Annotated in this window: 11 protein-coding genes and 1 tRNA gene; 3 read left to right on the plus strand and 9 right to left on the minus strand. The window is 66.2% G+C overall.

The genetic code is table 11. The features are described 5' to 3' along the window. Nucleotides 1–3 precede the first annotated feature (3 nt). The 6 genes from FFS62_RS02020 to FFS62_RS02045 form a co-directional block, all read right to left on the minus strand. Nucleotides 4–1152 carry an efflux RND transporter periplasmic adaptor subunit gene (locus FFS62_RS02020; RefSeq protein ID WP_137971139.1) on the minus strand — a complete coding sequence of 383 codons (1149 nt, stop codon included), beginning with the start codon at nucleotides 1150–1152 and terminating at the stop codon, nucleotides 4–6. A gap of 186 nt (nucleotides 1153–1338) precedes the next feature. Further along, on the minus strand, nucleotides 1339–2964 hold the full coding sequence (locus FFS62_RS02025) for a methyl-accepting chemotaxis protein (RefSeq protein WP_137971140.1): 1626 nt from the start codon (nucleotides 2962–2964) through the stop codon (nucleotides 1339–1341). A gap of 174 nt (nucleotides 2965–3138) precedes the next feature. After that, entirely contained in the window at nucleotides 3139–4248 is a 1110-nt protein-coding gene (locus tag FFS62_RS02030) for a DUF1513 domain-containing protein (RefSeq protein WP_137971141.1), read from the minus strand. After that, the gene (locus FFS62_RS02035; RefSeq protein ID WP_137971142.1) at nucleotides 4249–5310 is read right to left on the minus strand and encodes an imelysin family protein; all 1062 of its coding nucleotides are present in this window, start codon (nucleotides 5308–5310) and stop codon (nucleotides 4249–4251) included. Nucleotides 5311–5320: 10 nt separating this feature from the next. Next, nucleotides 5321–6733, minus strand: a complete 1413-nt coding sequence (locus FFS62_RS02040; RefSeq protein ID WP_137971143.1) for a di-heme oxidoredictase family protein — start codon at nucleotides 6731–6733, stop codon at nucleotides 5321–5323. Between the two features lie 201 nt (nucleotides 6734–6934). Continuing rightward, nucleotides 6935–8269: an imelysin family protein gene (locus tag FFS62_RS02045; protein ID WP_137971144.1), complete on the minus strand. Its 1335-nt coding sequence runs from the start codon at nucleotides 8267–8269 to the stop codon at nucleotides 6935–6937. Between the two features lie 157 nt (nucleotides 8270–8426). On the opposite strand from FFS62_RS02045, the gene FFS62_RS02050 reads away from it, so the two are divergent. Continuing rightward, nucleotides 8427–8999, plus strand: coding sequence for a LemA family protein (locus FFS62_RS02050; RefSeq protein ID WP_137971145.1), 573 nt, complete (start codon nucleotides 8427–8429; stop codon nucleotides 8997–8999). Between the two features lies 1 nt (nucleotide 9000). After that, nucleotides 9001–9918, plus strand: coding sequence for a GIDE domain-containing protein (locus FFS62_RS02055; protein ID WP_137971146.1), 918 nt, complete (start codon nucleotides 9001–9003; stop codon nucleotides 9916–9918). A gap of 3 nt (nucleotides 9919–9921) precedes the next feature. Here FFS62_RS02055 and FFS62_RS02060 read toward each other — a convergent pair whose 3' ends face one another. From FFS62_RS02060 to FFS62_RS02070, 3 genes are all read right to left on the minus strand, one after another. Further along, nucleotides 9922–10425 (minus strand): RDD family protein, encoded by a 504-nt coding sequence (locus FFS62_RS02060; protein ID WP_137971147.1) that lies wholly within the window; start codon nucleotides 10423–10425, stop codon nucleotides 9922–9924. Between the two features lie 120 nt (nucleotides 10426–10545). Further along, entirely contained in the window at nucleotides 10546–10758 is a 213-nt protein-coding gene (locus FFS62_RS02065) for a cold-shock protein (protein ID WP_021700367.1), read from the minus strand. A 255-nt stretch (nucleotides 10759–11013) separates the two neighbouring features. Next, nucleotides 11014–11098: transfer RNA gene (locus tag FFS62_RS02070), tRNA-Leu, on the minus strand. A 200-nt stretch (nucleotides 11099–11298) separates the two neighbouring features. Here FFS62_RS02070 and FFS62_RS02075 point away from each other — a divergent pair. Then, nucleotides 11299–13065, plus strand: coding sequence for a cation:proton antiporter (locus FFS62_RS02075; RefSeq protein ID WP_137971148.1), 1767 nt, complete (start codon nucleotides 11299–11301; stop codon nucleotides 13063–13065). Nucleotides 13066–13088 lie beyond the last annotated feature (23 nt).

The following is a 13088-nucleotide window of genomic DNA, read 5'->3' on the forward strand; positions in this document are numbered from 1 at the left end:
GCCTTACTTCTCGACGCTGGCTTGGTTGTCCTGGGTCAGCGACTGATCATCGACGATGGCCACATGGGCGCCGTTGTCCAGCTTGAGCTGGCCGGCGGTGACCACGCGCTCGCCGGCCTTCAGGCCCTTGAGCACCAGCACCACGCCATCGCGGCGCTCGCCGGTCTCGACGAAGCGGCGTTCGACCACCAGTTGGGCCTGGCCCTTGTCGTCTTTGACCACGGCACCTTTGTCGTCCTTCTTCTCGCCGATCACGTACACCGAGTTTCCGTACAGGGTGTAGGTGATGGCGGTTTCCGGTACCACGACCTGGTTCTTCTCGCCCGGCAGCAGTACCTCGAGATTGGCGAACATGCCCGGCAGCAGATTGTTGTCCGGGTTCGGCAGCGTGGCGCGGATCTGCACGTTGCGGGTGTTTTCCTCGACCTTGGGGTTGAGAGCGCCGATCTCGCCTTCGAAGACTTCACCGGGGTAGGCGGCGACCGACAGGCGCACGCGTTGGCCGATGGCCAGCTGCGGGAAGTCCTGCTCGGGCAGGAAGAAGTCGACGTACAGCTTGGACAGGTCCTGCAGGGTAGCGAAGTAGCTGCCCGGGCTCAGGTAGGCGCCAGTGTCCACCTGGCGAATGCCGATGGTGCCGGCGAACGGCGCGAGGATGCGCTTCTTGTCCAGCTCGGCCTTGAGCTGGGAGACGCTGGCCTCGGCCTTGAGCAGCTCGGCGTTGAGGCGGTCGAACTCGCTCTTGGAGATGGCCTGGCGCTTGATCAGGTCCTGCCCGCGCTGGTACTCGACGCGGGCCAGGGCGCGTACCGCCTCGGCGGTGGACAGGATGGCGCGCTCCACCTCGCTGTCCAGCTGCAGCAGCGGCTGGCCGACGGTGACCTTCTCGCCGGACTGGAACAGCACCTCCTTGACCGTGCCCTGCACCTCGGACGTCAGGTCCACGCCCTGGAACGCCTTGAGCGTGCCGATGGCCGGCAGGCGGCTCTGCCAGGGTCTTTCCTCGGAGACGGCGGCAGACACGCTGATGGCCGGCTGTGGTCCGGAGAACATCTGGATCTGCTGGTAGATGGAGAAGCCTTTGTAGGCGGCGAGGGCGAGCACCACGACGAGTACTACGCCCAGCATGATGAGCATGCGGCGGAGCAACATATTCCGAATCCTTGGCGAGGCGGGGAGGGCCTGGAATGGCGAAGGTGGCACCTTAGTGCTACTTGACCATCAAGTCAAAAGCCTGGCGTTTGCAAAAGATTGCGCCGCTATTGTCGCGCAACACGGCGGCGCGCAAACCGCACAGATGGCCGGGAAATCGGTACTTCCCTGTACCGATTGGGCGCATCAGGCGCCCAGGCGCTGGGTCACTTCACTGAGCTCGCCGGACAGGCTGCGCAGTGTATGGCTGGCGGCCTGGGTGCGCTCGACGTTCTCCTGGTTGGAGCTGGCGATGGCGGTGATCTCGGTGAGGTTGCGCGAGATGTCCTCGGCCACCGAGGTCTGCTCTTCGGCAGCGGTGGCGATCTGCCGGTTCATGTCGCGGATCGCCTCCACCGCACCGGTGATGCGCTGCAGCATGGCGCCGGCCTCGGTCACCTGGGTCACGCCTTCCTCGCTGCGATTCTGCCCGCTCTCGATGGCGCGCACGGCATTGAGTGCGCCGGTCTGCACGGTGTCGATGATCTGGTTGATCTCGGCGGTGGACTCGGCGGTGCGCTGGGCCAGGGTGCGCACCTCGTCGGCGACCACGGCGAAGCCGCGGCCCTGCTCGCCGGCGCGCGCGGCCTCGATGGCGGCGTTGAGGGCCAAGAGGTTGGTCTGCTCGGCGATGCCGCGGATCACTTCCAGCACCTTGCCGATGCGCCCGCTGTCGCTCTCCAGGCGGCGGATCACCTCGGCGGTGTTGGCGATCTCGCCGCGCATGCCGGTGATGGTCTGGATGGTCGACTCCATCACCTTGCCGCCCTGGCGTGCCGAGCTGTCGGCGTCGTCGGCGGCGTGCGCGGCCTCGGCGGCGTGGCGCGCCACTTCCTGGGCGGTGGAGGACATTTCGTGCATGGCGGTGGCGACCTGGTCGGTGCGCTCGAACTGCTCGTTGATGCCCAGGGTCATGCGCGAGGCGATCTGGTTCAGCTCGCCGCTGGCGGTGTTCAGGTTGCCGCTGCTCAGGCGCAGGCTCTCGGTGGTGCTGGCGAGGAAGTCGCGCAGGGTGTTGGCCGCCCTGGCCAGCATGCCCAGCTCGTCCTTGCGCAGCACTTCCACCTTCTGGCCGAAGCGCCCATGGCTGAGCTGGTCGACATGGGTGATCAGGTGGCGGATCGGGATGATCAGGTGGCGGTTGACCAGCCACAGGCTGAACAGGGCGATCACCACGCTGGCGGCGAGCATGACCAGGGTGCCGAGGGTGATGGTGCGGTCGGCGCTGGCGTTGATCTGTTCGGCCTGCTGAATGCTCTGCTCGCGCAGCTGCTTGACCAGGGTGCTCATCTGCTCGCTGGCGGCGCGGTCTATGCCCTTGACCGCGGCATCGCCGGCCTTGGCGTCACCGCCGGCAGCGACGAAGGCGTCGCGTCCCTTGCGGTAGTTGGCGCCGAGGGTCTGGTGCTCGCTGCGCAGGCGATCCACCTGGCCCTTGAGCGCGGCATCGTCCCTGGCCTGCTGGGACAGCTCGCCGAGGATGTCCTGGACCTTGCGTTCCTGGGCCTCGAACTGGCCCCAGTGCTTGTCCAGATTGGCTTGCTCCTGGCCGCGTAGCAGGACGTTCTTCCACTCCTGCACCTGGATCTTGAATTCGACGTTGGCCGAGTCGATCAACTGGGCAGCCTGCAGCGGGCCGTCGAGCAGGCCGCGGTAGGCATGCATGCCGCTGGAGAGGAAGCTGAAGCACGCCAGGGCGGTGATCAGGATCAGCGCCAGGCTGCCGCCGAGCAGCGCGAGGATCTGCGCGCGCAGGGATTTTTGCAGGAACATGGGGATTCGCCTCTTCGGGGTGGTTGCCCCCGGCGCCCAAGCGGGCACCGGAACTGCGGATATCCCTATCACCCGGCCATGAAGAGCCGGCGGCAACGGCCGGAAATCCGGCGCGAGTGCAACGTGCAGTATAGGTCGGCCGCGCCACGCTGGCCTTTAGCCTGCACGGCTATTTCAGGCCAGGCGCAGATGGTTGTCCCACAGCCCCGCCGGCAATGCCAGCGGGCGCACGGCGATCTGCTCGCCGCGGCAGTCGAACAGGCGGCAGCGGCCCTGACCGGAGGTGACCACGAAGCCGTCGGCCACCGCACCGACGCCGGCGCAATCCGGCAGCGGCGCATCCAGCAGCAGCTCGGTGCTGTCCAGGTTCCAGATAAAGAAGCGGTTGCCGCGCGGTGCGGTCAGCGCCAGCAGGCGCAGCTCGTCGTGGATCGCCAGGCTGGCGGTGTACTGGTTCATCACCAGGCGCTGCGCCTCGCCCAGGGGGAAGGGCTGGAAGGGCTGGCCGGGGCGCTTGATCGCCAGCAGCGGCGCGGCATCCTGCGGATCGCCTTCGTACTGCTGGCCGGAGACGATGGTGCCGTCCGCGGCCACGGCCAGGTGGCGCACGCTGTTCATCCGCTCGGGCAGCTGCTCCTTGCTGATCAGCGTGCCGTCGCGGTGCATCAGCACCAGGCTCGGCTCCATGGCGTCGAGGTTCATCATCACCCGGCTGTCGGCCTCGGTGCGGATGCCGCCGTTGGCCACCACCAGTTCCTCGCCACCGGGCAGCCACAGCAGCTGGTGCGGGCCCAGGCCGTGGGTGCTGCGTTCGGCGACCCGTTCCAGGCGCTCGCCCTGCAGGCGGTACACGCCGAGCACGCCGCGGCCGGGCTGGCTGGTGTCGTTCTCGGTGCTGTAGAACCACTCGCCGTCCTTGTGGAACACGCCGTGGCCATAGAAGTGACGCTCGGCCGGCGAGGCCAGGGTCTGCAGCAGGCGGCCGTCGCGAGTATCGATCAGATAGCTCTCGCGGCTCGGCCGGCGGCCGACGAACACCGCCAGCGGCAGGCTGGGGTGCGGCACCACGTCATGGCAGCGTTCGGTCACCCGGGTGGCGAAGGCCTTGCTGCCGTCCAGGCGATAGCCCACGGCGTAGTGGTGGCCGTCGGCGTCGTCACGGGCCGACAGCAGCAGCGGTTGCGGACCGTGGCCGATCAGCTTCCAGCCGCCCAGGGCGCTGGTAGTCAGGGCGCCGGCGGCCAGGGCCAGGCCGCTTAGGCCGAGAAAGGCTCTGCGCTTCATTCAATCACCGTCGTGGGCATTGAAGCCCAGCTGCACGCCGAGGGCCTTGGCCAGTTCGCTGCCCTGCAGGCGGTGCAGCTTGTTGAGTTCGTCATAGAAGGCGTTCAGCTCGGCACGCCCGGCCCCGTCGGCGAGCAGTTCGCCGAGCGGGCGCTGCAGCGCGGCCAGATGCTGACGGGTGCTGGCGTACTGCTGGTCGATGCTGGTGGCCAGGGCCTGCTGGTCGTCGCCGAGCAGGCTGCGCACGCCGTCCTTGTTGCCGCCCAGCCACAGGCGCTCGGCGCTGGCGACACTGGCGGCGAGGCTGGCCAGACTGGCATTGCTGCGCCAGAACTCGGCCTGGTAAGGCTGCGGCACGCCCTTGCTCTGGCGGCCGAGGGCGGCGCCGAGCTTCTTCTTTAGGCCGTCGATGGCGTTGACCTGGGCGCGCAGCAGCTCGGCCATGGCCTCGGGTGCCTCGGCATAGCGGGCGTTGGGGAACTCCTTGAGCTGGGCGGCCATGCCGCCTTCCGCCTGCCACTGGCCGAGGACGTCGGCGGAGAGCTTCTGCTGGTGCTCGCCGATGGCGCTCAGCAGCGGGCAGTAACGGGTCTTCTGCGCGGCATCGGAGAGATCGATGCCCGCATCGAACAGCACGTATTCATAGGCGGTCAGGCCCTGTACCACCACGCTGGCCTTCTCCACGTCGGCCTGGGTCAGCTGCGGCTTGTTCTTCAGCAGGGTTTCCACCTGGCGCTGCACCAGGTTCTTCTTGTCCGGCCAGAACTGCACCTGCCAGGCCCGGTTGCCTTCGGCCAGCGGGCCGAGCAGCAGCGGCTGCAGGGCGGCCCAGCTGGCGACGTCGGTGAGGAACGCCTGCTGCGCGGCGCCCAGCTCCTGTTTGCCGGCGCAGAACGCCTTGGCGCTCTCGGCCAGCTGCTGGTTGGACTGGTGCCAGGCGCTGTAGGCCGGCAGCAGCACGCCGTCGACCAGGGCGGCGCTGGTGCGCTGTTGCGGGTCCTGCGGGCTGCAGGCGGCGAGGCCCAGGGCGAGCAGGGCGATGACGAGGGGGGAACGGGGCATTCCGGGCTCCTTACAGGGAGTTGAGGAAGGCCAGCAGCGCACCGCGCTCGCTGGCGTCGAAATCGATGACGGCCTGCCGGGCGCTCTGCGCCTCGCCGCCGTGCCAGAGGATGGCCTCCAGCAGGTTGCGCGCGCGGCCGTCGTGGAGGAACTGGGTGTGGCCGTTGACGGCCTGGGTCAGGCCGATGCCCCACAGCGGCGCGGTGCGCCACTGGCTGCCGCTGGCCTGGAACTCCGGGCGGCCATCGGCCAGGCCCTCGCCCATGTCGTGCAGCAGCATATCGGTATAGGGGCGAATGGTCTGGTTGGCCAGCTCCGGCTCCGCGGCATCGGCAGCGGTGACGAAGCTGGGGATGTGGCACTGCTGGCAACCGGCGTCACTGAACAGCTGCTTGCCGCGGCGCACTTCCAGTTCCTCCACGTCGCGGCGTGCCGGCACTGCCAGGTTGCGGGTGTAGAACAGCACGTTGGCGAGGATGTTGGGGCTGACCTCGGGCTGGCCGCCATCGGGCATGGCGCGGCAGTCGGTCTGGGCGGCGCTGCAGTCGTCATGCGGCAGCAGCTCGGTGGTCAGACCCATATCGCCGGAAAACGCATGGGCATTCTGCTGGTTGAGGCTGGGCTGGCCGGCCTTCCAGCCAAAGCGGCCGAGCACCTGCCGGCCGCTGGCATCGTCATGTACGCGGTTGGGGACACCGCGAATGCCGTTGCCGTCGCGGTCCTCGGGATCGGCATTGGCCAGGATCGCCGCCTCGGGAATCGCTTCTAGCAGGCCGAGGCCGATCATAGGCGGCGCCACGCGGGCGGAGAACAGGGTGTCCGGGTGCAGTGCGCCATAGCCGAGATTGCTGATCACCAGGCGCGGCTTGCGCAGCTCGACGAGGGTGCCGTCGGCGAGCGTCACCGACTGCAGGTCGTACTCGACCCGCACCTTGCCCTCGGGTGCCACGCCGGGGTTGCTCATGTCCTGCAGCTGGCCGCCGTATACCGGCTCGGGCACCACGCCCAGGCGCTGGCGCAACTCGGTGTGGGTCGGCGAGTCGTCGCCCTCGATGGACAGGCGCACCAGCATGGAAGCGGCGCTGAGCGCATCGCGCTCCGGCGGGTGGCCGCGACCGTCCTTGATATGGCAGTTCTGACAGGCGTTGGTATTGAACAGCGGGCCGAGACCGTCGCGCGCCGTGGTGGTGGCCGGGGCGATCACCCAGGGGTTGCGAAAGAAACTGTTGCCCACGGCGAAGTCCAGGCGCCGCGATGGCGCGAGGTTGGCGGAGGGCAGGGAGAAGGCGTTCTGGTCGCTCTGGCGCACCGTGGTGGCACCGCCGGACAGCGCCTCGCCAGGCTCGGCGGGAGGCGGCGTGCGCTCACAGGCCGCCAGGGCAAAGGCCAGCGGCAAAAAACAGAGGCGCAACGGCGAGGGCATCGGCGAAAACCTGGACGGCCAATCAGGCGGGCAATCTTAGCAGGCTAAGGGAAGTCAAATAAGAGGAATTAGCGTTTGTGCCGAAGCCAGATTGTCGCGGGCATCAAAGCTGTCGGGAGAGGTTCCCAGCTCGCGTAACGCCGGCCATAAAAAAACGGATGCACCTTGTGGGCGCATCCGTCCTGGGCAGCTCTGCGGGTATCAGAACTGGTGATCGGCGGTGTCCGGGTTGAGATCGCTGATGCCCAGAGCGGCGGAGGCCTTCTCGATGGCAGCGGTCTGCTTGACCAGGGCGGCGATGGCGTCACGAACGATCTGCTGGCCATCCTTGTTGTCGGCGGCGATCAGCTGGTCGAAGTGCGCGTTGTTCTTCTCGGCGCTGTCGACCAGGGCCTGCAGCTTGGCTTCGCTGGCTTCCAGGTCGGCCTTCAGGGTACTGTCGGCAGCGGCGTCAGCCTTGGCGACCAGGGACGACAGGCTCGGACCGGTCAGGGTGGTGCCGTCGACCTTCTTGTACTCGCCCAGGTAGACGTTGCGCACGCCCTTGCCGTTATAGAAGTGCGAGTTGTGGGTGTTGTCGCTGAAGCAGTCGTGCTCGTCTTCGGTGGAGTTGGCTTCCAGGGCGACCTTCATGCGCTCGCCGGCCAGCTCGCCGAGGGACAGGCTGCCCATGCCGAACAGCATCTTGCGCAGGCCGCTTTCGGCCGGTTCGGCTTCCAGCTTGGCGCGGTAGTTGTCGGCGACGCCGGCTTGCCACTGGCCGACCATTTCGTCCAGGTCGGCGACCAGCAGGTCGGTGGCGGCCTTCAGGTAGGCGCGACGACGCTCGTTGTGCTCACCGGTGGCGCCAGCGCCGACCACGAAGTCGCTCGCCGGACGGGCACCGGCGCCCGGGTTGGTGCCGTTCAGGTCCTGGCCCCAGAGGAGGAACTCGATGGCGTGGTAGCCGGTGGCGATGTTGGCTTCGGAGCCGCCCAGCTCGTTCAGCTCGGCCAGCTTCGCGCTGGTGATCTCGGTGACGTCGATCTTGTCTTCGCCGACCTGGATGGTGGTGTTGGCGATGATGTTGGCCGTGGCGCCCGGGTTGCCCTGGGCGTGCTGGTAGTCCTTGGCCACGTAGTCGATCAGGCCTTCGTCCAGCGGCCAGGCGTTCAGCTGGCCTTCCCAGTCGTCGACCACGGCGTTGCCGAAGCGGAACACTTCGGTCTGCATGTAGGGTACGCGCGCGGCCAGCCAGGCTTCCTTGGCGGCTTTCAGGGTCTCTTCGCTGGGCTTGGCCAGCAGGGCGTCGATGGCGGTTTGCAGCTGCTTGCCGGTGCTGGCGGCGTCGCTGAATACGGCGGAAGCCAGTTCGGCGTAATGACCGACCACGGCCTTAGCGGCGGCTTCGTCTACCTTGCCAGCGGCGGCGGTAGCGGTGGCGGCAGCCGGAGCGGCAGCTTGCGGAGCGGCGGCCTCTTTCTTGTCGTCGCCGCAGCCGGCGAGGGAAATGGCGAGGGCCAGCAGACTGGCGGTGGCCAGGGGCATACGAGTCATGGCGGAGTCCTTTGCTTCTTAGTGTTGGAAGGCGGGAAAACCGCACAATAATGCGAAAGATTTTCATTAAATGCAAAGGGCGTTTCCGTTCGTCGCCCTTGTAGACGTGGCTCATGGTGTCGATAGAATTGCCGGCAATTCACAAGGAGCGTTGTCCATGAGCCTCACTGCCGTTGCCATACTCGTCGTGCTGTTTCTCCTCGCCGCCTGGGCGGTGGTTCTCTACAACGGCCTGGTGCGTCTCAAGCACGGCGTGAGCAAGGCCTGGTCGAACATCGACGTGCTGCTCAAGCAGCGCCACGACGAACTGCCCAAGCTGGTGGAGACCTGCAAGCAGTACATGCAGCACGAGCGCACCACCCTGGAGCGAGTGATCGCCGCCCGCAGCGCCGTGGCCAGCGCTCGCGAGCAGCACGACGTGGGCGCCCTGGGCAAGGCCGAGAGCAGCCTGCGTGCCGGCCTCGGCCAACTGTTCGCCCTGGCCGAGAACTACCCGGACCTGAAAGCCAACGACAGCTTCCAGCACCTGCAGCAGCGCATCTCCGGCCTGGAGAACGCCATCGCCGATCGCCGCGAGCTGTACAACGAGGCGGTCAACCTCAACAACGTGCGCATCGAGCAGTTCCCCGACGTGATCCTGGCCCGCCTGTTCGCCTTCAAGGAGGCCGAGCTGCTGCAGTTCAGCGAGGAAGAAAAGGCCGACGTCGACCTCAAGTCGCTGTTCAACTGAGATGGATGTCCCTGGTCTGGCCATCAGCATGGCCTTCAGCGTCGGCGCGTGCGTCGGCGGTGGCTGGTGGTGCATCAAGCGCCTGTCCGAGGCGCGCTTCCTGCTCAACACGCCGACCTCGAAGATCCGCTCGGCGGCCCAGGGCTATGTCGAACTCTATGGCGTGCTACACGAGCTCTCCGACGGCCAGCTGCAGGCGCCGCTCACCGGCACTGCGTGCCTGTGGTGGCGCTTCAAGATCGAGGAGTATTCCGGCGATGGCAAGAACCGCCGCTGGCGGGTGGTTGAGAGTGGCGTCAGCGAGGCGCTGGTGCGCCTGAAGGATGCCACCGGCGAATGCCTGATCAACCCCAAGGGCGCGGAAGTGCGGCCGAGCACACGCCAGGTCTGGAGTGGCAGCGAGCGTCATCCGCGCGGCCTGAGTGGCGGTGGAGGGTTGTTGGGCATGCTGTTCTCTAGTGGCAGTCGCTATCGCTACACCGAGGAGCGCCTGCATATCGGTCAGCCGCTCTACGCCATCGGTGACTTCCGCACCCAAGGCGGCGCCGAGGCGTTCGACCTGACCCTGGCCCAGGGTGCGGTGGTGCGCGAGTGGAAGGGCGATTTCGCCGGCATGTTGCAGCGCTTCGACAGCAACGGTGATGGTCAGCTGGACCCGGCCGAGTGGGAGCGCATGCGCGAGTCGGCGCGGGTAGAGGCGCAGCGTCGCCAGGCGGGGCGCGGCGAGGTGCCGGTGCATCATCAGCTGCGCAAGCCGGGGGAGTCTTTCCCGTTCATCCTCTCCAATGGCGGCGAGGACGAGCTGGCGCGTGGTTTCTACTGGCAGGCGGTCGGTGGCGCGCTGCTCTGCGTGGCGGGTGCGCTGGCCACTGCCTGGCTGGTGAGCAATGTGCTGCTGCCGGGGCTGGCTGGGGCCTGAGTCTTACTTGCCCTGCTTGTGGATGCCCTTGGGCAGCTGGACGACGCGGCTCTCCGAGTAGATGTCGTGCCAGCTGCGCTTGTCCTTGTCCCACAGCGCCCAGAGAAAGCCCAGGCCCAGGCACAGCCAGGAGCCGATGGCGATTACGAAGCGCAGCAGCGCCTGCCACAGGCTGATGGCCGAGCCATCGGCGTTCTGGATGCGCAGGCCCCAGGCCTGCATGCCGAGGGTCTGGCCGTTGTGGGTCCAGAACTTGGCGAAGAAACCGAACAGGCTGAGCAGGGCCAGGCTGGCCAGCATCGGATCGTTGTCCAGCGCGCCGGCCTGGGACAGCTGCATCAGGCGCTCGCTGCCATAGATCAGGCGCAGCAGGCCCTGCTGGTAAATCAGGCCCACCACCATGACCAGTGCCACGCACAGCAGGAAGTCATAGAACATCGCGGCGAAGCGGCGTGGCAGGCCGGCGCCGGGGAATTCGCCCTGGGGGCGCAGCATGTGCTTGGGCATGGACAGCTCGGGAAGAAAAGACTTCGCGGGATTGTACGGGGTGTCGTCATTCGGGACAAAAACGCCGGGCACAAAAAAGCCCCTGATGTTGCCATCAGGGGCTCTTCGTAGCAGCAGCGATTAGCCCAGAACCTGGACCTTGTCAGCTTGCATGCCTTTCTGGCCTTGCACGGCTTCGAAGGTGACCTTCTGGCCTTCTTTCAGGCTGCGGAAGCCCGAGCCTTCGATAGCGCGGAAGTGCACGAACAGATCCGGACCGCTCTCGGGAGTGATGAAGCCGAAGCCCTTCTCGTCGTTGAACCACTTGACGGTGCCGGTTTGACGATTCGACATTGTCTTATTTCCTTGAAACTAGAGTTAGATGACAGCCTCGCGAGCTTGTGACGCGAGAGGGCTGGAACTGGTTGCAGAGAGTAAGAGAAGTCGAGCGGGATGTAGCGGATCTTAGGATCTACTGCACCAGGTCACGATTCAAGGCGACCCATGCAAACACAGTTGACCAACTCTACGCTAACTCAAATACGTTTGCCAACCCCCCTGGAATAGCTGATTCCAGAGGCCTTGCAGGCAATTGAGGAGGGAATATCGTGGTGCCCCGGGAGAGACTCGAACTCTCACTTCTTTCGAAAACGGATTTTGAATCCGCCGCGTCTACCGATTCCGCCACCGAGGCACGATGGGCGCGCAGTATAGGGAGGCGTCAGGGGGTGGTCAATCGCGCCGGCTTCGGCGTCAATGCCCTGCCATCTGTGCTTACAAATTCCCTGAGCGCTGCCGATAAGTCCACCAAATCAAGCTGTTAGGCTCTGAGGTCGGTTTGGTGGTGGCCGCTGCAGCGGCGCCGGGGAGGTTTTCACAGGAGGGGGCGCCGCGATGCATGCCATCAGTTTCATCCAGGATCTGGCCGTGATCATGCTGGTCGCAGGCGTGGTCACCGTGCTGTTCCATCGCCTGCGCCAGCCGGTGGTGCTGGGCTACATCCTCGCCGGCTTCATCATCGGTCCTCATACGCCGCCCTTCGGCCTGATTCACGACGAGGAGACGATCAAGATCCTCGCCGAGCTGGGCGTGATCTTCCTGATGTTCTTCCTCGGTCTCGAGTTCAGCCTGCGCAAGCTGTTCAACGTCGGTGCCACCGCCTTCATCGCGGCCCTGCTGGAAATCGGCCTGATGCTGTGGATCGGCTACGAGATCGGCAGCTTCTTCGGCTGGAGCAAGATGGACTCGCTGTTCCTCGGCGGCATCCTGGCCATCTCCTCGACCACCATCATCGTCAAGGCGCTGAGCGACCTGAAGCTGAAGAACGAGCGCTTCGCCCAGCTGATCTTCGGCGTGCTGATCGTCGAGGACATCCTCGGTATCGGCATCATCGCGCTGTTGTCCGGCATCGCCGTCAGCGGCTCGGTGGAGACCGGCGAGGTGTTTGCCACCGTCGGCAAGCTGTCGCTGTTCATGGTGGTGGCGCTGGTCATCGGCATCCTGCTGGTGCCGCGCATCCTGGCCTATGTGGCCAAGTTCGAGAGCAACGAGATGTTGCTGGTCACCGTGCTGGGCCTGTGTTTCGGCTTCTGCCTGTTGGTGGTCAAGCTGGAATACAGCATGGTGCTGGGGGCGTTCCTGATCGGCGCGATCATGGCCGAGTCGCGCCAGCTACCGCAGATCGAGCGGCTGATCGAGCCGGTGCGCGACATGTTCAGCGCGATCTTCTTCGTCGCCATCGGCCTGCTGATCGATCCGGCGATTCTCGTCGAGTACGCCTGGCCGATCCTGGTGATCACCGTCGCGGTGATCGTCGGCAAGGTGGTGTCCTGCAGCCTCGGCGCCTTTATCGCCGGCAACGATGGGCGCACCTCGCTACGCGTCGGCATGGGCCTTTCGCAGATTGGCGAGTTCTCCTTCATCATCGCGGCGCTGGGCATGACCCTGCAGGTCACCAGTCACTTCCTCTATCCGGTGGCGGTGGCCGTCTCGGCCATCACCACCCTGACCACGCCCTACCTGATCCGCGCCGCCGACCCCTTCTCCAACAAGCTGGCGGGGCTGATGCCGGAACGTGTCGCGCGGGTCTTCGGGCTGTACGGCGACTGGTTGGGCAGCATCCAGCCCCAGGGCCAGAACGTGATGCTGCTGGGCATGATCCGGCGCATCCTGCTGCAGGTGGCGATCAATATCGCCCTGGTGATAGCGATCTTCCTTAGTGCCAGCTATTTCGCCGTACCGCTGGCGGCCTACTTGGAGCCCTGGGTGGCCGCGCAGAATCTGCAGAAGGCGCTGGTCTGGGGTGGCGCGCTGCTGTTGTCGCTGCCATTCCTGGTGGCGGCGTACCGCAAGCTGAAGGCGCTGGCGATGCTCCTGGCCGAGCTCGGCGTGCGCCCCGAGAAGGCGGGGCGCCACACTGTCCGCGTGCGCAAGGTAATCGCCGAAGTGATTCCTCTGGTGTCTCTCGCCCTGATCATGGTGCTGCTAATGGCGCTGTCGGCCAGCATCCTGCCGACCGGCGAGGCGCTGCTGGTCATCGGCCTGGTGGCGGTGGCGGCGATCACCCTGCTGTGGCGCTGGCTGATCCGTCTGCACTCGCGGATGCAGATCGCCCTGCTGGAAACCCTGGAGCAGGACAAGCATGGCGGCGATCCGCATTGAGCGTGCCTTCAGTCGCCCGGTGC

Source organism: Pseudomonas sp. F(2018) (genome assembly GCF_005508865.1).
In the GTDB taxonomy this organism is placed as follows: domain Bacteria; phylum Pseudomonadota; class Gammaproteobacteria; order Pseudomonadales; family Pseudomonadaceae; genus Aquipseudomonas.

Bases quoted from the DNA above. Each gene is read 5' to 3' on its own strand.
- FFS62_RS02020 (WP_137971139.1), bottom strand. From the start codon at position 1,152: ATGTTGCTCCGCCGCATGCTCATCATGCTGGGCGTAGTACTCGTCGTG.
- FFS62_RS02025 (WP_137971140.1), bottom strand. From the start codon at position 2,964: ATGTTCCTGCAAAAATCCCTGCGCGCGCAGATCCTCGCGCTGCTCGGC.
- FFS62_RS02030 (WP_137971141.1), bottom strand. From the start codon at position 4,248: ATGAAGCGCAGAGCCTTTCTCGGCCTAAGCGGCCTGGCCCTGGCCGCC.
- FFS62_RS02035 (WP_137971142.1), bottom strand. From the start codon at position 5,310: ATGCCCCGTTCCCCCCTCGTCATCGCCCTGCTCGCCCTGGGCCTCGCC.
- FFS62_RS02040 (WP_137971143.1), bottom strand. From the start codon at position 6,733: ATGCCCTCGCCGTTGCGCCTCTGTTTTTTGCCGCTGGCCTTTGCCCTG.
- FFS62_RS02045 (WP_137971144.1), bottom strand. From the start codon at position 8,269: ATGACTCGTATGCCCCTGGCCACCGCCAGTCTGCTGGCCCTCGCCATT.
- FFS62_RS02050 (WP_137971145.1), top strand. From the start codon at position 8,427: ATGAGCCTCACTGCCGTTGCCATACTCGTCGTGCTGTTTCTCCTCGCC.
- FFS62_RS02055 (WP_137971146.1), top strand. From the start codon at position 9,001: ATGGATGTCCCTGGTCTGGCCATCAGCATGGCCTTCAGCGTCGGCGCG.
- FFS62_RS02060 (WP_137971147.1), bottom strand. From the start codon at position 10,425: ATGCCCAAGCACATGCTGCGCCCCCAGGGCGAATTCCCCGGCGCCGGC.
- FFS62_RS02065 (WP_021700367.1), bottom strand. From the start codon at position 10,758: ATGTCGAATCGTCAAACCGGCACCGTCAAGTGGTTCAACGACGAGAAG.
- FFS62_RS02075 (WP_137971148.1), top strand. From the start codon at position 11,299: ATGCATGCCATCAGTTTCATCCAGGATCTGGCCGTGATCATGCTGGTC.